This is a genomic window from Streptomyces sp. NPDC107517, assembly GCF_055582645.1.
Window position 1 is genome coordinate 174972 of the sequence record NZ_JBVJPM010000008.1, and the last position, 21653, is coordinate 196624.

At 70.3% G+C, this 21653-nt stretch carries 23 protein-coding genes and 5 tRNA genes; 8 read left to right on the forward strand and 20 right to left on the reverse strand.

Going from position 1 to position 21653, the window contains the following annotated elements:
- Nucleotides 1-28: 28 nt before the first annotated feature.
- The 4 genes from coaD to ACZ67T_RS20440 all read right to left on the reverse strand — a co-directional run bounded on the left by coaD (nucleotide 29) and on the right by ACZ67T_RS20440 (nucleotide 5311).
- Complete coding sequence (gene coaD / locus ACZ67T_RS20425; protein ID WP_469985938.1) at nucleotides 29-508, reverse strand: pantetheine-phosphate adenylyltransferase; 480 nt, start codon at nucleotides 506-508, stop codon at nucleotides 29-31.
- Between the two features lie 26 nt (nucleotides 509-534).
- A complete protein-coding gene (gene rsmD, locus ACZ67T_RS20430; protein ID WP_329569944.1) occupies nucleotides 535-1137 on the reverse strand; it encodes a 16S rRNA (guanine(966)-N(2))-methyltransferase RsmD in 603 nt (200 codons plus the stop codon).
- Nucleotides 1138-1189: 52 nt separating this feature from the next.
- Nucleotides 1190-3409 carry an ATP-dependent DNA helicase RecG gene (gene recG / locus ACZ67T_RS20435; RefSeq protein ID WP_469985732.1) on the reverse strand — a complete coding sequence of 740 codons (2220 nt, stop codon included), beginning with the start codon at nucleotides 3407-3409 and terminating at the stop codon, nucleotides 1190-1192.
- Nucleotides 3410-3640: 231 nt separating this feature from the next.
- A complete protein-coding gene (locus tag ACZ67T_RS20440; protein WP_469985733.1) occupies nucleotides 3641-5311 on the reverse strand; it encodes a DAK2 domain-containing protein in 1671 nt (556 codons plus the stop codon).
- Nucleotides 5312-5558: 247 nt separating this feature from the next.
- Between ACZ67T_RS20440 and rpmB the strand changes: the two genes are divergently transcribed.
- The 3 genes from rpmB (at nucleotide 5559) to ACZ67T_RS20455 (ending at nucleotide 7451) form a co-directional block, all read left to right on the forward strand.
- Nucleotides 5559-5744 (forward strand): 50S ribosomal protein L28, encoded by a 186-nt coding sequence (gene rpmB / locus ACZ67T_RS20445; protein WP_003951095.1) that lies wholly within the window; start codon nucleotides 5559-5561, stop codon nucleotides 5742-5744.
- A 107-nt stretch (nucleotides 5745-5851) separates the two neighbouring features.
- Nucleotides 5852-7105, forward strand: coding sequence for an AfsR/SARP family transcriptional regulator (locus tag ACZ67T_RS20450; RefSeq protein WP_469985735.1), 1254 nt, complete (start codon nucleotides 5852-5854; stop codon nucleotides 7103-7105).
- Entirely contained in the window at nucleotides 7029-7451 is a 423-nt protein-coding gene (locus tag ACZ67T_RS20455) for a tetratricopeptide repeat protein (RefSeq protein ID WP_469985736.1), read from the forward strand. Before ACZ67T_RS20450 ends, ACZ67T_RS20455 begins: the two co-directional genes overlap by 77 nt.
- A 36-nt stretch (nucleotides 7452-7487) precedes the next feature.
- Here the strand turns inward: ACZ67T_RS20455 and ACZ67T_RS20460 are convergent, their stop codons facing one another.
- Nucleotides 7488-8453, reverse strand: coding sequence for a thiamine-phosphate kinase (locus tag ACZ67T_RS20460; protein WP_469985737.1), 966 nt, complete (start codon nucleotides 8451-8453; stop codon nucleotides 7488-7490).
- A gap of 221 nt (nucleotides 8454-8674) precedes the next feature.
- Here ACZ67T_RS20460 and ACZ67T_RS20465 point away from each other — a divergent pair, with 221 nt between their 5' ends.
- Together ACZ67T_RS20465 and ACZ67T_RS20470 are read left to right on the forward strand one after the other, a co-directional pair.
- Nucleotides 8675-8908: an Lrp/AsnC family transcriptional regulator gene (locus tag ACZ67T_RS20465; protein ID WP_016642988.1), complete on the forward strand. Its 234-nt coding sequence runs from the start codon at nucleotides 8675-8677 to the stop codon at nucleotides 8906-8908.
- A 20-nt stretch (nucleotides 8909-8928) separates the two neighbouring features.
- Entirely contained in the window at nucleotides 8929-9420 is a 492-nt protein-coding gene (locus ACZ67T_RS20470; protein WP_469985738.1) for a DUF3515 domain-containing protein, read from the forward strand.
- 21 nt (nucleotides 9421-9441) lie between these two features.
- Here ACZ67T_RS20470 and ACZ67T_RS20475 read toward each other — a convergent pair whose 3' ends face one another.
- From ACZ67T_RS20475 to ACZ67T_RS20485, 3 genes are read right to left on the reverse strand one after another with little or no spacing between them, the layout of a single operon-like run.
- A complete protein-coding gene (locus tag ACZ67T_RS20475) occupies nucleotides 9442-10599 on the reverse strand; it encodes a D-alanine--D-alanine ligase family protein (protein ID WP_469985740.1) in 1158 nt (385 codons plus the stop codon).
- A gap of 56 nt (nucleotides 10600-10655) precedes the next feature.
- Entirely contained in the window at nucleotides 10656-11666 is a 1011-nt protein-coding gene (locus tag ACZ67T_RS20480) for an NAD(P)H-dependent glycerol-3-phosphate dehydrogenase (RefSeq protein ID WP_469985741.1), read from the reverse strand.
- The gene (locus ACZ67T_RS20485) at nucleotides 11663-12463 is read right to left on the reverse strand and encodes a lysophospholipid acyltransferase family protein (RefSeq protein WP_469985742.1); all 801 of its coding nucleotides are present in this window, start codon (nucleotides 12461-12463) and stop codon (nucleotides 11663-11665) included. Before ACZ67T_RS20485 ends, ACZ67T_RS20480 begins: the two co-directional genes overlap by 4 nt.
- Nucleotides 12464-12628: 165 nt before the next feature.
- Here ACZ67T_RS20485 and cofC point away from each other — a divergent pair, with 165 nt between their 5' ends.
- Together cofC and ACZ67T_RS20495 are read left to right on the forward strand one after the other, a co-directional pair.
- On the forward strand, nucleotides 12629-13264 hold the full coding sequence (gene cofC, locus ACZ67T_RS20490) for a 2-phospho-L-lactate guanylyltransferase (RefSeq protein ID WP_469985744.1): 636 nt from the start codon (nucleotides 12629-12631) through the stop codon (nucleotides 13262-13264).
- A gap of 13 nt (nucleotides 13265-13277) precedes the next feature.
- Nucleotides 13278-13481, forward strand: coding sequence for a hypothetical protein (locus ACZ67T_RS20495; RefSeq protein WP_329569966.1), 204 nt, complete (start codon nucleotides 13278-13280; stop codon nucleotides 13479-13481).
- A 111-nt stretch (nucleotides 13482-13592) separates the two neighbouring features.
- Here the strand turns inward: ACZ67T_RS20495 and ACZ67T_RS20500 are convergent, their stop codons facing one another.
- The 4 genes from ACZ67T_RS20500 to leuC all read right to left on the reverse strand — a co-directional run bounded on the left by ACZ67T_RS20500 (nucleotide 13593) and on the right by leuC (nucleotide 16930).
- Entirely contained in the window at nucleotides 13593-14261 is a 669-nt protein-coding gene (locus ACZ67T_RS20500; protein ID WP_469985745.1) for an HU family DNA-binding protein, read from the reverse strand.
- Between the two features lie 138 nt (nucleotides 14262-14399).
- A complete protein-coding gene (locus ACZ67T_RS20505; RefSeq protein ID WP_454406924.1) occupies nucleotides 14400-14630 on the reverse strand; it encodes an SCO5555 family protein in 231 nt (76 codons plus the stop codon).
- A gap of 269 nt (nucleotides 14631-14899) precedes the next feature.
- A complete protein-coding gene (leuD, locus tag ACZ67T_RS20510) occupies nucleotides 14900-15493 on the reverse strand; it encodes a 3-isopropylmalate dehydratase small subunit (protein ID WP_469985746.1) in 594 nt (197 codons plus the stop codon).
- 6 nt (nucleotides 15494-15499) lie between these two features.
- Nucleotides 15500-16930, reverse strand: coding sequence for a 3-isopropylmalate dehydratase large subunit (gene leuC, locus ACZ67T_RS20515; RefSeq protein WP_469985748.1), 1431 nt, complete (start codon nucleotides 16928-16930; stop codon nucleotides 15500-15502).
- 185 nt (nucleotides 16931-17115) lie between these two features.
- On the opposite strand from leuC, the gene ndgR reads away from it, so the two are divergent.
- A complete protein-coding gene (gene ndgR, locus ACZ67T_RS20520; protein ID WP_100595026.1) occupies nucleotides 17116-17832 on the forward strand; it encodes an IclR family transcriptional regulator NdgR in 717 nt (238 codons plus the stop codon).
- A 151-nt stretch (nucleotides 17833-17983) separates the two neighbouring features.
- Here ndgR and ACZ67T_RS20525 read toward each other — a convergent pair.
- From ACZ67T_RS20525 to ACZ67T_RS20560, 8 genes are all read right to left on the reverse strand, one after another.
- Nucleotides 17984-18056: transfer RNA gene (locus ACZ67T_RS20525), tRNA-Glu, on the reverse strand.
- 28 nt (nucleotides 18057-18084) lie between these two features.
- Nucleotides 18085-18156, reverse strand: a tRNA-Gln gene (locus tag ACZ67T_RS20530).
- A gap of 30 nt (nucleotides 18157-18186) precedes the next feature.
- Nucleotides 18187-18259 (reverse strand) — tRNA-Glu (locus ACZ67T_RS20535).
- A gap of 62 nt (nucleotides 18260-18321) precedes the next feature.
- Nucleotides 18322-18394 (reverse strand) — tRNA-Glu (locus ACZ67T_RS20540).
- 41 nt (nucleotides 18395-18435) lie between these two features.
- Nucleotides 18436-18507, reverse strand: a tRNA-Gln gene (locus tag ACZ67T_RS20545).
- A gap of 88 nt (nucleotides 18508-18595) precedes the next feature.
- On the reverse strand, nucleotides 18596-19333 hold the full coding sequence (locus ACZ67T_RS20550; protein WP_469985749.1) for an HAD family hydrolase: 738 nt from the start codon (nucleotides 19331-19333) through the stop codon (nucleotides 18596-18598).
- Nucleotides 19334-19343: 10 nt separating this feature from the next.
- Nucleotides 19344-20858 (reverse strand): glutamate--tRNA ligase, encoded by a 1515-nt coding sequence (gene gltX, locus ACZ67T_RS20555; protein ID WP_469985751.1) that lies wholly within the window; start codon nucleotides 20856-20858, stop codon nucleotides 19344-19346.
- Complete coding sequence (locus tag ACZ67T_RS20560; RefSeq protein ID WP_329569980.1) at nucleotides 20851-21627, reverse strand: fumarylacetoacetate hydrolase family protein; 777 nt, start codon at nucleotides 21625-21627, stop codon at nucleotides 20851-20853. The genes gltX and ACZ67T_RS20560 overlap by 8 nt, the downstream gene beginning before the upstream one ends.
- Nucleotides 21628-21653: the final 26 nt, after the last annotated feature.

Below are 21653 nucleotides of genomic sequence, written 5' to 3' on the forward strand. Positions count from 1 at the left end.
GACTGTACGGCCAACTGGTGCCCGGATGTCACTTCTTGGGGAGGCGCTCGGTGAGCGCCTCGAAGACCGCCGGCGGCACCAGGTGGGAGACGTCGCCGCCCCAGGCCGCGACCTCCTTGACCAGGGACGAGGACAGGAAGCTGTACGTCGGGTTGGTGGGGACGAAGAGGGTCTCCACGCCCGTGAGGCCGTTGTTCATCTGGGCCATCTGCAACTCGTAGTCGAAGTCGCTGACGGCGCGCAGGCCCTTCACGATGGCCGGGATGTCGCGCTGCTTGCAGAAGTCGACGAGCAGTCCGTGGAAGGACTCGACCTCGACGTTGCCGAACTCGGCGGTGACCTCGCGGATCAGCTCGATCCGCTCCTCGATCTCGAAGAGGCCCTTCTTCGACTGGTTGATCATCACCGCGACGTGCACGACGTCGTACAGCTTGGAAGCTCGGCCGATGATGTCGAGGTGGCCATTGGTGATGGGGTCGAACGACCCCGGACAGACGGCGCGGCGCAACGTGAGTCCCTCGCTCTCCGGTCCGGTCACGGTGCGTCCTCGCACGTGACGGTGCTCTTCAGGGCGGCGCGACCGTACCAAAACGTTCCCTCGCCGTAGCGACGGGACCTCAGTGCCTCAAATCCGTCCGGCCATGGGAAAACACCGCCCCTGGTGCTTCGCTCCACGGTGACGAGCGCTTCGTCCGCGAGCCAGCCCCCCGAGGCGAGTGTGAGCAGAATCTCCCGAAGATCGTCGTCCGGGACGGCATAGGGAGGGTCGAGAAAGACCAGGTCGTACGGGGTGGCGGGGGCCGGACCGTGAACGATCTGTTCCGCTTTGCCCGCTCTGACCTCGGCGCCGGGGAGGCCGAGGGACTTCACGTTCTCGCGGATCGTGCGGACCGCGCGGGCGTCGGCCTCCACCAGGAGCGCGTGTCCCGCGCCGCGCGACAGCGCCTCCAGGCCCACGGCGCCCGAGCCGCCGTACAGGTCGAGCACGCGCTCGCCGTCCAGGGGGTCTCCGCCGAGCAGCGACTGCCAGGTGGAGAAGAGGGCTTCGCGCGCCCGGTCGGACGTGGGGCGGGTGCCGTTGCCCGGCGGGACGGACAGGCGACGTCCGCCGGCCCGGCCGGCGATCACGCGGGTCATCTGAGTCCTAGTGGAGAAGGGGTCGAGGGGACGTGCGGGGACCTCCAGTTTGTCAGCCCTTGTCGAGGTACTGCTCGCGCTCCTCGTCCAGGAGCGCGTCCAGGGACGTGCGCAGGCCCGGCAGGTGCTCCAGATCCGGGTCGGCGGCGACGACGGCCGTGGCCTCCTGGCGGGCCTCGGCGATGATCTCCTCGTCCTCGATGACCGCGAGCATGCGCAGGGACGAGCGCACCCCGGACTGGGCCTGGCCGAGGACGTCGCCCTCGCGGCGCTGCTCCAGGTCGATACGGGAGAGCTCGAAGCCGTCGAGCGTGGCGGCTACGGCGCCGAGGCGGGCGCGGGCCGGGCTGGCCTCCGGCATCTCGCTGACGAGGAGGCACAGGCCCGCCGCCGAGCCACGGCCGACGCGGCCGCGCAGCTGATGGAGCTGGGAGACGCCGAAGCGGTCGGCGTCCATGATCACCATGGCTGTGGCGTTCGGCACGTTCACCCCGACCTCGATGACCGTCGTCGCGACCAGGACGTCCGTCTCGCCCGCGGCGAAGCGGCGCATCACCGCGTCCTTGTCGTCGGGCTGCATCCTGCCGTGCAGAACCTCCACCTTCAGCCCGCGCAGGGCGCCGTCGGCCAGCTCCTCGGCCACGTCCAGAACGGCGAGCGGAGGCCGCTTCTCGGCCGCGTCCTCGGCGGACTCCTTCTTGGCCCCCTTGCCCTTCTTCCCGCTCTGCTCCTCCTCGTCGCCGATGCGAGGGCAGACGACGTACGCCTGATGTCCGTTCCCCACCTCTTCGCGTACGCGCTCCCAGGCGCGCGCGAGGAAGTGCGGCTTGTCGGCGGAGGGCACGACATGGGTGGCGATCGGCGAGCGACCCGCCGGCAGCTGGTCGAGGACGGACGTCTCCAGGTCGCCGAAGACCGTCATCGCGACCGTACGGGGAATGGGGGTGGCCGTCATGACCAGCAGGTGCGGGGGCTGCTTGCCCTTGCCGCGCAGGGCGTCGCGCTGCTCGACGCCGAAGCGGTGCTGCTCGTCGACGACGACCAGACCCAGGTCGTGGAACTGGACCTTGTCCTCGATCAGGGCGTGTGTCCCGATGACGATGCCCGCGTCGCCCGTGACGAGGTCGAGAAGGGCCTGCCGGCGGGCCGCGACGCCCATGGAACCGGTGAGCAGGACCACCTTGGTGGAGTGCTCGGTGCCCCCGAGCATCCCGCCCTCGGCGAGCTCGCCCATCATCTCGGTGATGGAGCGGTGGTGCTGCTGGGCGAGGACCTCGGTCGGCGCGAGCATCGCGGCCTGCCCGCCCGCGTCGACGACGGCGAGCATGGCGCGCAGGGCGACCATGGTCTTCCCGGAACCGACCTCTCCCTGGAGCAGGCGGTGCATCGGGTGTTCGGTGGCGAGGCCGTCGAAGATTTCCCCGGAGACCTTCTGCTGGCCGTCGGTGAGGGTGAAGGGGAGTTTCGCGTCGAACGCCGTGAGCAGGCCGTCCGGGCGGGGGACGCGGGCCACGGCGGGCAGCTGCGCGTCGGCGAACCGCCGCCTGGCGAGGGCGACTTGGAGGACGAACGCCTCGTCCCACTTGAGGCGGGCGCGGGCGTCGGCGATGTCCGCCTTCGTGTGGGGCCGGTGGACCTTCAGGAGAGCCTCGGGCAGCGGGACGAGACCGCGGCCCTCGCGCAGGGAGTCCGGCAGGGGGTCGAGGGCCTCCTGGGCGCTGGGCAGCACCATGTCGACGGCCTTGGCGATCTTCCAGGACTCCAGCTTGGCGGTGGCCGGGTAGATCGGGAGGAGGGCACCGGCCCAGGAGCCGATCGCCTCGTCGGCCTCGCCCGCGTCCAGGGCGTCGGCCCGCAGCAGCTCGTACGCCGGGTGCGCGAGCTGCATCTTGCGGTTGAAGACGGAGGCCTTGCCCGCGAACATCGCTCGCGTGCCCGGCAGGAGGTCCTTGTGCGGTTTGTGGATGCCGCGCCCGAAGAAGACCAGCTGGAGCTGGCCGCTGCCGTCCGTGATGGTCACCTCGAGGCGCTGGCCCGCGCCGCCGTTGAACTTCAGGATGTGGGCGCTGGCCACCTGGGCGACCACGGTGACGTGCTCGTCGAGGGGCAGGTCGGCGAGGCGGGTGAGCTCACCGCGCTCCGCGTATCTGCGCGGATAGTGGTGGAGCAGGTCACCGACCGTGTGCAGGCCTAGGTGCTCGGCCATCACCTTCGCGGTGGCGGGACCGAGCGCTTTCTTCAGCGGTTCTTCGAGCGCGGGCACGGAATTCATTTCACACCATGGCTCTGACATCGGCGGCTCTCGAACCCGCAATCCGGGGGTACGAGCGTCGGCGAGGTACTGGAGTCGCAGCGCGCCTTTCGGGCACCGGGCAGGGCTTGTCCGTCATGCATCCGCATCAGCGGACAAGTGAGAAGCCATCGCGTCCACGCAACGGCGGAGTCACTGCACACCACGCCACTGATTCTTGATTCTCAGGCTGGTCGACAGGTGTGGACGCTCTCACTCCACGCCGATGAGCATGAGCGCCGAGTTCCGCCCGCCCCGGTAGACCACGGTGTCGACGGCCAGGTACGTCTCGCGTACGTGCTGTTCGAGCCGTTCGGCGACCTCGTCGGGCACGTCGTCGCCGAGGACGAGGGTGACCATCTCGCCGCCCGCGGCCAGCATCCGGTCGAGGGTCGTACGGGCCGTCCGCGTGACGTCTTCGCCGATCACGGCGACGTCCCCGTCGATGAGGCCGAGGAAGTCCCCGGCCTGGCAGATGCCGGCCATCGTCCACGACTGCCGCTCGGCGACGGCCAGTTCGGCGTAGCGGGTCGCGCCGGCCGCCGACGTCATCGCGACGACGTCCTCGTCGAAGCGCCGCTCCTTCTCGTGGACGGCGAGCGCGGCGATGCCCTGGATCGCGGACCGGGTGGGGATCAGGGCGACCCGCACGCCTTCGGTACGGGCCTGCTCGGCCGCGGCGGCGGCGGTGTGGCGCAGCTCGGCGTCGTTCGGCAGGAGCACCACCTCGCGCGCGTGCGCCCGCCGGATCGCCTCGACCAGTTCCCCGCTGCCTGGCGCCTCGCCGGGCCGCTCGGGTACGACCGTGGCGCCCGCCTCGCTGTATAGCCCGGCGAGCCCTTCTCCCGGGACCACGGCGACGATCGCGCGCTGGGCGGGTTCCCCGGTGGGCGCGGAGCCGGTGGTGGGGTGCGTCATATGGGCGTCGCCGACGGCGAAGTGCGTGATGCGGATGCGGTACGGGCGGCCGGCCTCGACGCCCGCCTCGACGGCGGCGCCCGCGTCGTCGACGTGCACATGGACGTTCCACAGTCCGTCGCCGCCGACGACGACGAGGGAGTCGCCGAGGCCGTCGAGCCGGGTCCGCAGCCGCGCCACGGCCTGGTCGTCGGCCTCCAGGAGGTAGATGACCTCGAAGGCGGGCCCTTCGCCGTCCGCGCAGTCCTGGGGCTGGTCGGCGGCCACGCGCGCGTGGTGCACGCCCCGGACACCCACAGGCGCCACCGGATCGCCCGACAGCGCCTCGGTCAGCGCGCCGAGCACGGCCACGAGCCCGCGCCCGCCCGCGTCCACGACACCCGCGCGCCCCAGGACCGTGAGCTGCCCCGGCGTCGCGTCGAGCGCCGCGCGGGCGCCGTCGTACGCGGCACGGGCCACGTCACCGCAGTCGCCGCCCGGCCCGCCGGAGACGTCGGCGGCGTCCGCCGCGGCAGCGGCCACCGTCAGGACCGTGCCCTCCACGGGGTGCGCGACCGCCTCCCGGGCGGACTCGGCGGCCCGGCGCAGTGCGCGACGCAGGCCGTCCCCGTCGGCCCTCTCACTGTGATCCGCCCCACCGTCGACGTCGCCCGCGAGCACCTGGGCCATGCCACGGAGGAGCTGGGCGAGGATCGTTCCGGAGTTTCCGCGGGCCCCTATCAGGGCTCCATGGGCCATCGCGTGGACGACGTCGGGCAGCGCGGGCGGTGCGGGTTCGAGACCCGTGAAGACGGCTTCCACGGCCTGTACGGCGGACTCGACGGTCAGGTACAGATTGGTGCCCGTGTCCCCGTCCGCGACGGGATAGACGTTGATCGCGTCGATCTCCTCGCGGTCCCGCCCGAGCGCCTCCAGGGCCAGTGCGCACCAGGCGCGCACCGCGTGGACGTCGAGCACCTGCGGCACCTGCGCCTCCTAGAGCAGCCGAACTGGCATCGCAGCGTAGACCCCGGAGGGGGTCCCTCCGGAAGAGGGCCCGGGACGGCAACCGGGTCAACCATGGTAGTTTCGTTCTACCGAAGCAGCCGTTGTATGCTGCTCCGGTTGCCCGATATCCATCGGGCCTTCCCCTGGCACCGCCACTCAGATCCTCCGATCCGATCCCGGCATGCCGGGATCAACCGTAAGTGCATCTGAAGTCTTGGAGTGACCCGTGGCTGCCAACTGCGACGTCTGCGGCAAGGGGCCGAGCTTCGGCAACAACATTTCGCACTCGCACCGCCGTACGTCCCGTCGCTGGAACCCGAACATCCAGCGTGTGCGTGCAGTGGTCGGGCGGACGCCGAAGCGGCTCAACGTCTGCACCTCGTGCATCAAGGCCGGCAAGGTCTCGCGCTGACGTAACGCGTAGCGCGGCCACCTAGCTGGTTGCTTGAAGGACCGGTCCCCTCGGGGACCGGTCCTTTTTTATGCCGTGAAGAGTCCCCGGCTGTCACAATCTGCCCAATGCGCTTCGGCATCCTCGGCCCCCTCGACGTCCGTGCCCCCGACGGCACCCCGCTGGATCCCGGCGGTCCGCGTCCGCGGGCGCTGCTGACGCTGCTGCTCCTGGAGGCGGGCCGGACCGTTCCCGCCACGCGCCTGATCGACGGCCTGTACGGGGACGAGCCCCCGGCCGGCGCCGCGAACGCGCTCCAGTCCCAGGTCTCACGGCTGCGCAAGCGGCTCTCCCTCGACATCGAGGCGACCGGGGCTGGCTACCGGCTGGCCGTCGTCCCGGACGACGTGGACGTGCACCGCTTCGAGCGGCTGGCCGCCGAGGGCGAGCGGTCGCTCTCGTCCGGGGACCCTTCCCTGGCGTCCGCACTCCTCGGGGAGGCGCTCGCGCTCTGGCGCGGACCCGCGCTCGCCGCGGTCGAGGCCGTGTGCGGGGTGCCGTACCCGGAGGACCTGCTGGCCTCGCTCACGGAGAAGTCCTTCCTGGAGGCGGCCGGCGGGCGCTACCGGATGCTCCAGACCATCCGCGCGTTCTGCGCGGAGCACCTGGCCGACGAAGGGGAGCTGTCGCGGCTGCGGGAGGCGCACGCCGCGTACTTCCAGCAACTGGCGGCACAGGCGGAGCCGTATCTGCGCGGCGGCGGGCAGCTGCCGCGGCTGGCCGCGCTCGGGGCCGAGCAGGACAACCTGTCGGCGGCGCTGCGCCATCTCGTGCGCGCGGACCCGCGTGCGGCGCTGCGGCTGATGGCGGACCTGTCCTGGTTCTGGCGGCTGCGCGGGCTGCACGGCGCGCAGGTGCCGCCGGCGCGCGAGCTGCTCGCGGTGCTCGGACACGAGCCGCCGGAGGACCTTGCCGAGGAGTACGTCCTGTGCGTGATCAACACGGTCACGGCCGAGGGCAACGACCCGCGTGAAACGGAGCGCCTGGCGCGCGCGGAGGCCGTTCTCGCATCCCGGGACCACGCGCTGCGGCGGCCGTTCGTGGTCGTCCCGTGGTCGGTGGCGTACGGGCCGCAGCACGCCGTGCAGGAACGGGTGCGCCGACAGGTCGGCGAGGCTCCCTGGGGGCTCGCTGCTCGATGTCGGCCTGGGCTTCCAGGAGTGGTTCGCGGGGCGCCCCGTCACGTCGGAGGAGCACTTCGAGCGGGCGCTCGACGGCTTCCGGGCGACCGGGGACCGGTGGGGCATGGCCAACTGCCTCGATCCGCTGGGCATGTTCGCGCACTGGCGCGGCGACCGGGAGCGGGCCCTGGCGCTCCTTGACGAGGGCCTCGCGCACGTGGCCGCGCTCGAAGCCCCTGAGGAGACCGCCGATCTGCTGCACCGGCGCGCCTGCGTCCTGCTCCATCAGGGCCAACTCCGCGACGCCGCCGACCACTTCACCCGGTCCGCCGCGATGGCGCGCACGGCTGGCGTCCCCGACAAGGTGGCGAGCGCGCGGCGCGGGCTCGGTGATGTGGCGCGGCTCGGCGGGGACACGGAGCACGCGCGCGTGCACTACGAGGCGGCTCTCGAACTGTGCGCCGCGAACTGGTTCAGCGTTGGCGAGACGGTGCGGACCCTCATCGGTCTGGGCCGCGCCGCCCTCGCCGCGTCCCGGCCCTGCTGAACGCACCGGCCGCCGTCGTGCGCGGCCGGTGAGCCCTCAGGCCTCGATGTCCCCGAAGTGGTCCCAGCCGCCCTTGTTCGTCCAGGGCGCGCCGTCGACCGTCACCTGGGGCAGCGCCGACGGGTTGAGGACCTCGCCGATGACCTTCCAGCGGGCGGGCAGCTTCACGTCCGGCGGGAAGGTGGCCACGATCGCGTGGTCCTCCCCGCCCGTGAGCACCCACTGGAGGGGGTCGACACCGACGGCCTGCCCGATGTCGTTCATCTGCGAAGGCACGTCGACCTTGCCGGACTTGATGTCGATACGGACCTTGCTCGCCTCCGCGATGTGCCCGAGGTCGGCGATGAGGCCGTCGCTGACGTCGCACATGGCGGTGGCGCCGAGCCCGGCGGCCGCGGGGCCCGCGTGGTACGGCGGTTCGGGCCTGCGGTGGGCCTCGACGAAGGCGCGGGGCGAGCGGAAGCCGCGCGAGAGGACCGCGTGGCCGGCCGCGGACCAGCCGAGCCAGCCGGTCACCGCGACGACGTCGCCGGGCTGTGCGCCGGCGCGCGTGACCGGCTCGTGGTTGCGCATGTCGCCGAGCGCGGTGATCGCGACGGTGATGGTGTCACCGCGGACGACGTCGCCTCCGACGACGGCGGCGCCCGCGACCTGGCACTCGTCGCGCAGGCCGTCCATCAGCTCGTTCGGCCAGCTGGCGGGGAGTTCGGCGGGGACCACGAGGCCGAGCAGGAGCGCGGTCGGGACGGCGCCCATGGCGGCGATGTCCGCGAGGTTCTGCGCGGCCGCCTTGCGCCCGACGTCGTAGGCCGTGGACCAGTCGCGGCGGAAGTGCCGCCCTTCGAGGAGGATGTCCGTGCTCACGACGACCCTGCGGTCCGGCGCGGCCACCACGGCCGCGTCGTCGCCCGGGCCGAGTCGTACGGCCGGGGTGGTGGTGAGCCGGGAGGTGAGCTCTCGGATGAGCCCGAACTCGCCCAGCTCGCCGACGGTGCCCTTCATGCGCGTACTGCCCCTTCTGCCCCGGTCCGCTTGCGGTCGCGAGCCGTCTCTGTCATCGGTACGGTCATTGTCGTGGGCGGGACCGTCCCGTTGACCGGTGCCCGTCCGTAAGTCGCAGTGTGTACGCCACAGCCACCGCAGGTCTCCCCGCGGCGAGCGGCGACGCGATACCGTGGCGTCTCTTCTCCCCACATGATCCTCGTGGCCGCCCTGGAGGTTCCGTGGTACAGGCGTACATCCTGATTCAGACCGAAGTCGGCAAGGCGTCGACCGTAGCCGAGCTGATCGGCAAGATCCCGGGGGTGATCCAGGCCGAGGACGTGACAGGTCCCTATGACGTCATCGTGCGCGCGCAGGCCGACACAGTCGATGAGCTGGGCCGCATGGTGGTCGCCAAGGTCCAGCAAGTGGACGGCATCACCCGCACCCTGACCTGCCCGGTCGTGCACTTGTAGCCCCCGTCTAACCTTGGTCGGTGAACTTCTTCCGTCACCGGCCCCGTCTTGCCACCGGGCTCCCCGCCCTGGCCCTGCTGCTCGCCGTCTCGGGCTGCTCCTCAGCAGACGACACGGCGCACGCAGCGGTTCCCACCCCTGACGCCAAGGTCACCGGCCTGTGCCGCGCCCTGCACAAAAGGCTTCCGGACACGGTGGACGGGCACGGAAGGAACGACCCCGTTCCGCGGTCCGAGCTGACCGCGGGGTGGGGAGATCCGGCGATCATACTGCGCTGCGGTGTCGAACGGCCCGCGCTGATGGACGACCCCCAGGCCCTGCCGGTGAAGGTGAACGGCGTGGGCTGGGCGTACGAGAAGCGCGACGACGGCACGCAGGTGCTCACGACGACACTGCGGGTCGCCTACGTGGAGGTCACCCTGCCCAAGGAGCTGGCCGCCGAGGGGGCCTCGGCCCTGGTCGACTTCGCCGGTCCCGTCAAGAAGGCGATCCCCGAAGGGATCGCCGACTGACGTGCGTGCTTGGCTACGGGGCTAGCGCAGTCCCGTGGAGCGGTTCAGCGCCGCCTGGATGAGGCGGTCCACCAGCTCCTGGTAGCTCACGCCGCTCTCCTGCCACATGCGCGGGTACATGGAGATCGGGGTGAAGCCGGGCAGCGTGTTGATCTCGTTGATCACGAACTCGCCGTCCTCGGTGAGGAAGAAGTCGGCGCGCACGAGTCCCTCGCAGGACGCCGCGTCGAACGCCTCGACCGCGAGCCGCTGCACCTCGGCCGTCTGCTCGTCGGTGAGCGGCGCGGGCACGATGCCGGACGCCGAGTCGATGTACTTGGCCTCGAAGTCGTAGAAGTCGTGGGCCTGGACCGGCGGGATCTCGGCCGGCACGCTCGCGCGCGGCCCGTCCTCGAACTCCAGGACTCCGCACTCGATCTCGCGGCCGACGAGCGCCGCCTCCACGATGATCTTCGGGTCGTGGCTGCGGGCCTCCTCGATCGCCTCGTCGAGGCCCTCGAAGGAGTCGACCTTGGTGATACCGATCGACGAGCCCGCGCGCGCGGGCTTGATGAACAGCGGCCAGCCCTGCTCGCCGACGAAGTCGGCGACGCGGCGCCGCGCGCCTTCCCGGTCCTGCTCCCACTCGCGCGGCCGGATCACCAGGTAGGGGCCGACCTTCAGCCCGAACGAGGTGAACACGCGCTTCATGTAGTCCTTGTCCTGGCCGACGGCCGAGGACAGGACGCCACAGCCGACGTACGGCGTCCCGGACAGGTCGAGCAGGCCCTGGATGGTGCCGTCCTCGCCGTAGGGGCCGTGCAGGACGGGGAACACGACGTCGACGTCGCCGAGGACCTTGGGCACGGAGCCGGGCTCCGTGTAGACGACCTCGCGGCTCGACGGGTCGACCGGCAGCACGACCCCGCCCTCGGCGGACTCGGCGAGCTCGGCCACGTCCGGCACCTTGCGGTCGGCGATGGCCATCCGCTCGGGATCGTCGGCGGTCAGCGCCCAACGTCCCTCCCGCGTGATGCCGATCGGCAGCACGTCGTACTTGGTGCGGTCGATGGCCCGCAGTACGGCGCCTGCGGTGACGACGGAAACGCCGTGCTCGGAGCTGCGACCGCCGAAGACGACGGCCACACGGGGCTTCTGGCCCGACGGGCGGCTGCTCTGGGGAAGGTTCTCGCTGCTCATATCGGGTTGAGCGTACCTGCTGGTAGCAGCGGAGTCAGCGTCCGGCGAGGCCTGCTTCAGCGCCGTTCGGCCTTGGCGCTGCGTGACATCAGCTCCTTCAGGGCGACGACCGGGGGCTTCCCCTCGTGCACGATGCCGACGACGGTTTCGGTGATCGGCATGTCGACGCCGTGCCGGCGCGCCAGGTCGAGCACCGACTGGCAGGACTTGACGCCCTCGGCGGTCTGCCTGGTGACGGCGATGGTCTCCTGGAGGGTCATGCCCTTGCCCAGGTTGGTGCCGAAGGTGTGGTTGCGCGACAGGGGCGAGGAGCAGGTGGCGACGAGGTCGCCGAGGCCCGCGAGCCCGGAGAAGGTGAGCGGGTCGGCGCCCATGGCGAGGCCGAGCCGGGTGGTCTCGGCGAGGCCGCGCGTGATGAGCGAGCCCTTCGCGTTGTCGCCGAGGCCCATGCCGTCGGCGATGCCGACCGCGAGCCCGATGACGTTCTTCACGGCTCCGCCGAGCTCGCAGCCGATCACGTCGGTGTTCGTGTACGGCCGGAAGTACGGCGTGTGGCAGGCGGTCTGGAGGCGCTGCGCAACCGATTCGTCGCTGCAGGCGACGACGGCGGCGGCGGGCATCCGGGCGGCGATCTCGCGGGCGAGGTTGGGCCCGGTGACGATCGCGATGCGGTCCTCGCCGACCTTGGTCACGTCCTCGATGACCTCGCTCATCCGCATGGCGGAGCCGAGTTCGACGCCCTTCATGAGGGAGACGAGGACCGTGCCGGGCGCGAGCAGCGGCGTCCACTCGGCGAGGTTGGCGCGCAGCGTCTGCGAGGGCACGGCGAGCACCGTGAACTCGGCGCCGTCCGCGGCTTCCGCGGCGTCGGTGGTGGCCCTGATGTTGCCGGGGAGTTCGATGCCGGGGAGGTAATCCGGGTTCGTACGCGTGGAGTTGACCGCTTCGGCCAGTTCGGGCCTGCGCGCCCACAGGGTGACGTCGCACCCCGCGTCGGCGAGCACCATGGCGAAGGCCGTGCCCCAGGAGCCGGTTCCGAAGACGGCTGCCTTGACGGGTGGGGTCACTTGCTCTCCTCAGGACTTCCGTGCTCGATGGCGGCCGAACCGGCCTGCTCCGTAAGGGGGTTGGCCTCGGCGGCCTTGCGGCGCTGCGCGATGCGCACCTCACGGGGGTCGTAACGCCGCTGCGGGGGCTGCTCGCCGCGCAGTTCACCGAGCAGTCCGGTGATCGCCGTCATGATGACCTCGGTGGCCTCCTTGAGGAGTTCCGGGGTCATCTCCTTGTCGTAGAAGCGCTCCAGGTCGACCGGCGGTCCGGCGAGGACGTGGTGCGTCTTGCGCGGCAGCAGTTCGGGCTTCTTCGCGTACGGCGCGAGTACGAGGTTGGCGCCCCACTGGGCGACGGGGATCACGGGGCACTTGGTCTGCAGTGCCACGCGCGCGACGCCCGTCTTGCCGGTCATGGGCCACAGGTCCGGATCGCGAGTGAGGGTGCCCTCGGGATAGAAGGCGACGCACTCCCCGCGCTCGACGGCGTCGATGGCGGCACGGAACGCGCTGAGCGCATTCGTGGTCTCGCGGTAGACGGGGATCTGTCCGGTGCCACGCATGATGGCGCCGATGAACCCCTTCTTGAAGAGCCCGTGCTTGGCGAGGAATCGCGGAACGCGTCCGGTGTTGTACTGGAAGTGCGCGTACGCGAACGGGTCCAGATGGGAATTGTGGTTCACCGCGGTGATAAAGCCGCCGTCGGCCGGAATGTGCTCCATTCCGCGCCAGTCCCGCTTGATCAGAACCACGAGCGGCGGTTTAGCGATGACCGCCGCCAGGCGGTACCAGAAGCCGATTCTGCGGCGGGACACTCGGACACCTTCCTCTATGGACCCTTGAAGGCCCTCTCGGACCTGGTCAGCCGCACAAGTGTCGCCCCGGGCCGCCGGTCTGTCGAGAACACCGTACGCCCGCACGTTTATGCCCACCTCACGCGCCGGGCCACAATGAGCGCGACCCGAAGGGACGGACCTCACGTGCAGTGGACCCTGGTGATCCCGCTGAAACCCCTGGTGCGGGCCAAGAGCAGGCTGGCGCCCACGGCGGGGGACGGAGTGCGTCCCGGACTCGCGCTCGCGTTCGCGCAGGACACCGTGGCCGCCGCGACCGCGTCCGCCGGGGTGCGGGATGTGGTGGTAGTCACGGACGACGAGCTCGCCGGGAGGGAGCTGGCCGCCCTGGGTGCCCTGATCGTCCCCGATGCCCCGGGAGCGGGCCTGAACGCCGCCCTGGCGCACGGTGCGGCGACGGCACGGGCCCGGCGCCCGGATGCGGCCGTCGCGGCGCTCAACGCCGACCTGCCGGCTCTGCGGCCGACGGAATTGTCCTGGATTCTCGCGAAGGCCGCGCTATTTCCCCGCGCATTTCTCCCCGATACGGCGGGAATCGGGACGACTCTTCTCAGTGCGGGTCCCGGCATTGAATTGTGCCCGGCATTCGGCACCGCGTCCCGAGCCCGTCATGCCGCTTCCGGCGCGGTGGAACTCCCGCTGACGGATGTCGATTCCGTACGCCAGGACGTGGACACCGGCGAGGACCTGCGGGCGGCGCTGTCGCTCGGCGTCGGCCCGCGCACCGCGGGGGCGGCCGCCGGGCTGCTGATCCCGGACTGAGTACGCTGCCTGCATGCAGGCGACCGCGTACACATACGACTCCGACTCCCGCTCCGGCAGCGTGCTGCTCGACGACGGCACCCCGGTGCCCTTCGACGCCCCGGCGTTCGACGCGGGCGGCCTCCGGCTGCTGCGCCCCGGGCAGCGGGTCCGTATCGAGGTCGAGGGTGAGGGCGAGGCGCGGCGCATCACCCTGGTGACGCTGCAGACGCTCTGAGCCCCTTCCGAACCGGGCTCTCGCACGAACTGGGCGTGCGCGAAACTCCGCGGGCCGGGCTCCCCGAGGGGAGCCCGGCCCGACGCGTGAGGGGCCCTGAGGCCGTCGCCCTTACTTCTTGCGGGCGGTGGCCTTCTTGGCGGTCGTCTTGCGCGCGGTGGACTTCTTGGCGGGCGCCTTCTTGGCCGTGGCCTTCTTGGCGGGCGCCGTCTTCTTCGCGGTGGCCTTCTTCGCGGCGGTCTTCGCCGGGGCGGCCTTCTTGGCGGTGGTCTTCTTCGCCGTGGCCGTGGCCTTCTTGGCGGTGGTCTTCTTCGCCGTGGCCGTGGTCTTCTTCGCCGTCGTCTTCTTGGCGGTGACCTTCTTGGCGGTGGTCTTCTTCGCCGCCGCCTTCTTGGCGGTCGTGGCCTTCTTGGCCGCGGCCTTCTTGACCGTCGCCGCGGCGCCGCCGGTCAGGCTGCCCTTGGGCGCCTTCTTGACCGCGACCTCTCCACCACGCGGGAGCTTCTTCGAACCCGCGACGAGGTCCTTGAAGCCCTGACCGGCACGGAAACGCGGAACGGAGGTCTTCTTGACCCGTACGCGCTCGCCCGTCTGCGGGTTACGGGCGTAGCGGGCGGGGCGGTCGACCTTCTCGAACGAGCCGAAGCCGGTGACCGAGACCCGGTCCCCGCTGACGACGGCACGGACGATGGCGTCCAGGACCGCGTCGACGGCGTCCGCGGCCTGCTGACGGCCGCCGACCTTGTCGGCAATCGCTTCTACGAGCTGCGCCTTGTTCACGTCTTCCCCTTCGGAGACATTGCCGGAACGTATCCGGTCCGGCTTTTTCGCACGTTAGGCAGATATATACCGCAAATCAAACACGAAACGGGCTAATCACCCTTGTGCCGCAACGAACTCGGGCTGTCTCGAAGTTCTTCAGTGGTCCTCTTGCGGGAATCGACCCTCGTCGAGGTCCACCATGAATCGGTCCAGTCGCCTTGCCGCACCGGCGAGATCGTGCTTGGCCGCGGCCGTAATGACCAGCAGCTTCCGGGTCAGCGCCATCCGTACGCCCTCCGGGACTTGCAGTGCGCGCACCCTGGAGTGCGCTTCCTTGAGTTGGTCCGCGACCGCCGCATACAGCTGGAGTTGGCCGTCGTGTTCCATGCACAGATTGTGCCATCTGGGGCGAGTTGTCGCCTCCGCAGGGGGTAACTGCCGTCCCTGGCGGGGCTCCTGGGACCCTGCGCGGGGCTTGCGCGCACGAGCGTCACTGGGCGCGCCCGCGCCGTGAACACCCTTGAGAACAAGGCGAGTTGAGACCTCCGTAACGGCACTTGGCGAGCGGTCGGAGGCCGGACACAGCTGTACCCCCAACCGTCCACGATTGGGGGTACAGATGCTTGTCGCGATGGCCGGAATCAGCCTTGCAGAGTTCAGATCTGCACGGTCTGCGGCTTGAACGACGGACGCTTGGACTCGTAGTCCGCGATGTCGCCCTCGCTCTGGAGCGTGATGCTGATGTCGTCCAGGCCGTTCAGCAGCCGCCAGCGCGCGTTCTTGTCGAGTTCGAAGGCGGCGGTGACGCCCTCGGCCCGTACTTCACGCGCCTGAAGGTCGACCGTGATCTCGGCCTGGGGGTCGTTCTCCACGAGAACCTGCAGCGCGTCCACGACCTTCTGGTCGAGCACCACCGTGAGCAGGCCGTTCTTGAGCGAGTTGCCGCGGAAGATGTCGGCGAACCGCGAGGAGATGACGGCCTTGAAGCCGTAGTTCTGCAGCGCCCACACCGCGTGCTCGCGGGAGGATCCGGTGCCGAAGTCGGGACCTGCCACCAGGACCGTGGCGCCCTCGCGTTCGGCCTTGTTCAGCACGAACTCGGGGTCCTTGCGCCAGGCCTCGAAGAGCCCGTCCTCGAATCCGTCCCTGGTGACCTTCTTGAGCCAGTGGGCGGGGATGATCTGGTCGGTGTCGACGTTGCTGCGGCGCAGCGGGACGGCCCGGCCGGTGTGCGTGGTGAATGCTTCCATGGCTGATCAGACTCCAGCGGGCGTACGGGCGTCAGTGTCGGACAGGTCGGCCGGGGAGGCCAGGTGACCGAGTACGGCGGTGGCTGCGGCGACCTGGGGCGAGACCAGGTGGGTACGCCCGCCCTTGCCCTGCCGGCCCTCGAAGTTGCGGTTCGAGGTGGACGCGGAGCGCTCGCCGGGGGCGAGTTGGTCGGGGTTCATGCCCAGGCACATCGAGCAGCCCGCGTGCCGCCATTCGGCGCCGGCCTCCTTGAAGACCTTGTCCAGGCCCTCGGAGACGGCCTGCAGACCCACCCGCGCGGAGCCGGGAACGACCAGCATCCGTACACCTTCGGCGACTTTGCGGCCCCCGACGATATCGGCGACGGCGCGCAGGTCCTCGATACGGCCGTTGGTGCACGAACCTACGAAGACGGTGTCGACCTTGATGTCGCGCAGCGGCTGCCCGGCGGTCAACCCCATGTATTCCAGGGCCTTTTCGGCGGCGTGGCGCTCCGAAGCGTCCTCGTACGAAGCAGGGTCGGGGACGTGCGCCGACAGGGGCGAACCCTGGCCGGGGTTGGTGCCCCAGGTGACGAACGGCGACAGCGCGGCGGCGTCGATGACGACCTCGGCGTCGAATTCCGCGTCGTCGTCCGACTTCAGCGTCTTCCAGTACGCGACCGCCGCGTCCCAGTCCTCGCCCTTGGGGGCGTGCGCACGGCCCTCGAGGTAGGCGAAGGTGGTCTCGTCGGGGGCGATCATGCCCGCGCGGGCACCGGCCTCGATCGACATGTTGCAGATGGTCATGCGGGCTTCCATCGAGAGCTTCTCGATGGCGGAGCCGCGGTACTCCAGGATGTAGCCCTGGCCGCCGCCCGTACCGATCTTCGCGATGATGGCGAGGATCAGGTCCTTGGCGGTGACGCCGTCGGGCAGATCGCCGTCGACGGTGATGGCCATCGTGCGGGGCCGGGCCAGCGGCAGCGTCTGGGTCGCCAGGACGTGCTCGACCTGGGAGGTGCCGATACCGAAGGCCAGCGCGCCGAACGCGCCGTGCGTGGACGTGTGGGAGTCGCCGCAGACGACCGTGGTGCCCGGCTGGGTCAGGCCCAGCTGCGGGCCGACGACGTGCACGACACCCTGCTCGACGTCACCCAGCGAGTGCAGGCGCACACCGAAGTCGGCACAGTTCTTGCGCAGCGTCTCCAGCTGGGCGCGCGAGACCGGGTCCGCGATCGGCTTGTCGATATCGAGGGTCGGGGTGTTGTGATCCTCGGTAGCGATGGTGAGGTCGAGGCGCCGCACCTGGCGACCGGCCTGGCGCAGGCCGTCGAAGGCCTGCGGGCTGGTCACCTCGTGCAGCAGGTGCAGATCGATGAAGAGGAGGTCGGGCTCGCCCTCGGCGCGCCGGACGACGTGGTCGTCCCAGACCTTCTCCGCGAGTGTCCTACCCATCGCTTTCCCTCCGGCCGGCGTCGTGAGCCGGCCCAACTAGAGATCGTGGTCGCCGACGTCCGTACCCCTCGTACCGGACGTGAACGTCCCGGCCCGTTGATCTGCGGGCCGCTGTAACTACAGGGTGTCAAGTTTCACGGGAAATTGAACTTGCGTTTCACAGAGTGAGACGCGAGTATCGACGCATGGACAACTCTAGCGGCGTCGGCGTTCTGGACAAGGCGGCCCTTGTTCTCAGCGCCCTGGAGTCCGGTCCGGCCACCCTCGCGGGGCTGGTCGCGGCGACCGGACTGGCAAGACCCACGGCACACCGTCTCGCCGTGGCACTGGAACACCACCGCATGGTGGCGCGTGACATGCAGGGCCGGTTCATCCTCGGCCCGCGCATGGCCGAGCTGGCCGCGGCGGCGGGCGAGGACCGCCTGCTCGCGACGGCGGGCCCGGTACTCACCCACCTACGTGACGTGACGGGCGAGAGCGCGCAGCTCTATCGCCGGCAGGGCGACATGCGTATCTGCGTCGCGGCCGCCGAGCGTCTGTCGGGCCTCAGGGACACCGTCCCCGTGGGCTCCACGCTCACGATGAAGGCGGGTTCGTCGGCGCAGATCCTGATGGCCTGGGAGGAGCCCGAGCGCCTCCACCGCGGCCTCCAGGGCGCCCGCTTCACGGCGACCGCCCTGTCGGGCGTACGGCGCCGCGGCTGGGCCCAGTCGATCGGCGAGCGGGAGCCGGGCGTCGCGTCCGTCTCCGCGCCGGTGCGCGGCCCCTCGAACCGCGTCGTCGCGGCGGTCTCGGTCTCCGGACCGATCGAGCGCCTCACGCGCCACCCGGGCCGGATGCACGCGCAGGCCGTCATCGACGCGGCGGGCCGGCTCTCCGAGGCCCTGCGGCGCACCGGCTGACCCTCCCCTCACCACACCGCTCCCCCTCGGGCCGGCCGCTTCAACGCCGCAGCGACCGGCCCGAGTTGAGACTTGGTGGCACCTCGCGGGCACGCGCTCCGGGCAACGCGAAGAGGCCCTCCCCTGCTGGGGAGGGCCTCTTGCTGTCTTGTACCCCCGACCGGATTCGAACCGGCGCTACCGCCTTGAGAGGGCGGCGTGCTAGGCCGCTACACAACGGGGGCAAGGATCTTGTGATGTCACGCGATCCAGCTGGGCTACCAGGACTCGAACCTAGAACAACGGAACCAGAAACCGTCGTGTTGCCAATTACACCATAGCCCAATGCGATCCAGGCCTGGATGGCCCGATCAGTACCCCCGACCGGATTCGAACCGGCGCTACCGCCTTGAGAGGGCGGCGTGCTAGGCCGCTACACAACGGGGGCCCTAGCGATCCTGCATGAGAAACAGCGGGTGCGACCCGGACTGTCCCCCTGGGAAGGATCTGTACCCCCGACCGGATTCGAACCGGCGCTACTGCCGTGAGAGGGCAGCGTGCTAGGCCGCTACACAACGGGGGCTTTGCGGATCTGGAATCCGCGATGCAGATAAGCTCTGCGAGCTGGCCTACCAGGACTCGAACCTAGACTAACGGAACCAGAAACCGTCGTGCTGCCAATTACACCATAGGCCATCAAAAAGCAACCCCTTGCGAGGGTTCTGTTTGATTTACGCTTCCGGTTCTGGCCTGTCGGCCCGTTTCCCTCGGCGCAGGAAGAACATTACCTGAAGGTGGACGGCGCTCCAAAACGGGTATCCGGGGCCAGCAGGGCGGGGAGCTGGTCGAGCGCCGTGATGCGCTTGAGTTCGGGACGGCCGCCGCTCCGCGCGCGGTCCAGCCAGATGCCGGTGAGCCCCGCCTCCTCGGCGCCGCGGGCGTCGGTGTCGGGCTGGTCGCCGACGTACGCGACCTCGTGCGGGGGCAGTTCCAGGGCCTCACAGGCAGCGTGGAAGGCCGCGGCCTGGGGTTTGGCCACGCCGAGTTCGGCGGCGCAGACGACGGCCTCGAAGCGGTCCCTGACGCCGAGGACGCGCAGCTTGCGGTCCTGGTTGTGCAGCGAGGAGTTGGACAGGACCGCGTGCCGGTAGCGGTCCGCGAGGAGGTCGAGCACGGGGACGGTGTCGGGGAACAGCGCCCAGGCGGCCTCGTAGTGGACGATGTAGCGCCCGAACCAGGCGTCGGCCTCGGCGTCGCCCATGCTGTCGGCGCTGGCGGCGCCGCGCCCCACGAAGGCCCGTACGCGATCGCGGCGCTGACCCTCCCAGTCGGTCTCGCCCGACTCGAAGCGCGCCCAGTGCTCCCGGGTGAGGGTGCGCCAACGGGCGAGGGCCTGGCCGACGGAGGTGAATCCGTCGGCCAGGCCCTCGGCCCGAAGGTGTTCCCGCATGCCCGCGCGGTCCGCGTTCGCGTAGTCGAAGATCGTGTCGTCTACGTCCCACAGGACCGCGCGGATCGGCATGTGACCGAGCTTAGGCCGTGAGCTTGGCCAGGGCTGCGTCGATGCGGGTCAGGGTCTTGTCCTTGCCCAGGATCTCCAGGGACTCGAAGAGGGGCAGGCCGACCGTGCGGCCGGTGACGGCGACGCGGACCGGGGCCTGCGCCTTGCCGAGCTTGAGGCCGTGCTCCTCGCCGGCGGCCAGGACGGCCTCCTTGAGGGCGTCGGCGGACGTCCAGTCGGCGGCCTCGAGCTTCGCGCGGGCCGTGGTCAGGAGACCGGCCGGGTCGCCCTTCATGGCCTTGGTCCAGGACGCCTCGTCCTCCACCGGCTCCTTGAGGAACAGGAAGTCGACGTTGGCCGTGATGTCGGACAGGACCGTCACACGGGTCTGCGCGTGGGGGGCGATGGCCTCCCAGGCAGCCTGGTCGAAGTCCTCGGGCGCCCAGTTGGCGAACGGGGCGCGCAGCCACGGCTCACAGGCCGCCGCGAACGCCTTCACGTCCAGCATGCGGATGTGGTCGCCGTTGATCGACTCGGCCTTCTTGAGGTCGAAGCGCGCCGGGTTCGAGTTGACGTCCGCGAGGTCGAACTTCGCGACCATGTCCTCGATGGAGAAGACGTCCTGGTCGGCCGAGAAGGACCAGCCGAGCAGGGACAGGTAGTTGAGCAGTCCCTCGGGCAGGAAGCCGCGCTCGCGGTAGAGGTTGAGCGAGGCCTGCGGGTCGCGCTTCGAGAGCTTCTTGTTGCCCTCGCCCATGACGTACGGGAGGTGGCCGAAGGCGGGGACGAGCTTCGCGATGCCGAGCTCGATGAGCGCCTTGTAGAGGGCGATCTGGCGGGGCGTGGAGGAGAGCAGGTCCTCGCCACGGAGGACGTGGGTGATCTCCATCAGGGCGTCGTCGACCGGGTTGACCAGCGTGTACAGCGGGGCGCCGTTCGCGCGGACGATGCCGAAGTCCGGGACGTTCTCCGGCTGGTAGGTGATCTCGCCGCGGACCAGGTCCTCGAACGTGATCGCCTCGTCGGGCATGCGGAAACGGACGATGGGCTGCCGGCCCTCGGCCTCGTACGCGGCGATCTGCTCGGCGCTCAGGTCGCGGCAGTGGCCGTCGTAACCGGAGGGCTTGCCGGCGGCGCGGGCGGCGTCACGGCGGGCGTCGAGCTCCTCGGTGGAGCAGTAGCAGCGGTACGCGTGGCCGGCGGCCTGGAGCTTCTCGGCGACGTCCCGGTAGATGTCCATGCGCTGCGACTGGCGGTACGGCGCGTGGGGGCCGCCGACCTCGGGGCCCTCGTCCCAGTCGAAGCCCAGCCAGCGCATCGAGTCGAGGAGCTGCTCGTACGACTCCTCGGAGTCGCGGGCCGCGTCGGTGTCCTCGATGCGGAAGACCAGGGAGCCCTGGTTGTGCCGGGCGTAGGCCCAGTTGAACAGCGCCGTGCGGACCAGGCCCACGTGGGGGTTGCCGGTCGGGGACGGGCAGAACCGTACGCGTGGGGGTGTCCCCTGGTCGAGCGGATTCGAGAGCTTGGGGGAGTTCGCGTTAGCCACGCTTGATCACCTTGTTGGTGAGAGTGCCGATGCCTTCGATGGTGACGGCGACCTCGTCGCCGACGTTGAGCGGGCCGACCCCTTCCGGGGTGCCCGTGAGGATCACGTCGCCGGGGAGCAGCGTCATGGCCTCGGAGATGTTGACGATCAGGTCCTCGATCGAGTGGATCATCTGGGACGTGCGGCCGAGCTGGCGCTGCTGTCCGTTGACCGTGCACTGGATCGTCAGGTCGCTGGGGTCGAGGTCCGTCTCCACCCAGGGGCCGAGCGGGCAGGAGGTGTCGAAGCCCTTGGCCCTGGCCCACTGCTTCTCGCGCTTCTGGACGTCACGCGCGGTGACGTCGTTCGCGCAGGTGTAACCGAGGATGACGTCCTTGACGCGCTCGCGCGGGACCTCGCGGCACATGCGGCCGATGACGACGGCGAGCTCGGCCTCGTGGTGCAGTTCCTGCGAGAAGGAGGGGTACGCGATCTGGTCGCCGGGGCCGATCACCGAGGTGGACGGCTTGAAGAACGCGAAGGGGGCGTCCGGGACCTCGTTGCCCAGTTCCTTCGCGTGTTCCGCGTAGTTGCGGCCGAAGGCGACGACCTTGTTCGGGAGCACCGGCGGCAGAAGCCTGACCTTGCTCAGCGGGACCTTCGTGCCGGAGAGTTCGAAGTCCGCGAACGGGATGCCCTTGATGATGTCGAGGACAAGCTCGTCAGGCTTGTCACCCTCGACCGCGCCGAAGGCGACATTGCCGTCGATGGAGAATCTGGCGATGCGCACGGGTGCCTTGCGCCCCTCTACTTCCG

Coding starts and splice junctions, on each gene's coding strand:
- ACZ67T_RS20495 (WP_329569966.1), top strand. CDS start 13,278: ATGCAGGCGACCGCGTACACATACGACTCCGACTCCCGCTCCGGCAGC.
- ACZ67T_RS20450 (WP_469985735.1), top strand. CDS start 5,852: ATGCGCTTCGGCATCCTCGGCCCCCTCGACGTCCGTGCCCCCGACGGC.
- ndgR (WP_100595026.1), top strand. CDS start 17,116: ATGGACAACTCTAGCGGCGTCGGCGTTCTGGACAAGGCGGCCCTTGTT.
- ACZ67T_RS20550 (WP_469985749.1), bottom strand. CDS start 19,333: ATGCCGATCCGCGCGGTCCTGTGGGACGTAGACGACACGATCTTCGAC.
- leuC (WP_469985748.1), bottom strand. CDS start 16,930: ATGGGTAGGACACTCGCGGAGAAGGTCTGGGACGACCACGTCGTCCGG.
- ACZ67T_RS20455 (WP_469985736.1), top strand. CDS start 7,029: ATGGCCAACTGCCTCGATCCGCTGGGCATGTTCGCGCACTGGCGCGGC.
- ACZ67T_RS20475 (WP_469985740.1), bottom strand. CDS start 10,599: ATGAGCAGCGAGAACCTTCCCCAGAGCAGCCGCCCGTCGGGCCAGAAG.
- leuD (WP_469985746.1), bottom strand. CDS start 15,493: ATGGAAGCATTCACCACGCACACCGGCCGGGCCGTCCCGCTGCGCCGC.
- recG (WP_469985732.1), bottom strand. CDS start 3,409: ATGAATTCCGTGCCCGCGCTCGAAGAACCGCTGAAGAAAGCGCTCGGT.
- ACZ67T_RS20460 (WP_469985737.1), bottom strand. CDS start 8,453: ATGAAGGGCACCGTCGGCGAGCTGGGCGAGTTCGGGCTCATCCGAGAG.
- ACZ67T_RS20505 (WP_454406924.1), bottom strand. CDS start 14,630: ATGGAACACGACGGCCAACTCCAGCTGTATGCGGCGGTCGCGGACCAA.
- rsmD (WP_329569944.1), bottom strand. CDS start 1,137: ATGACCCGCGTGATCGCCGGCCGGGCCGGCGGACGTCGCCTGTCCGTC.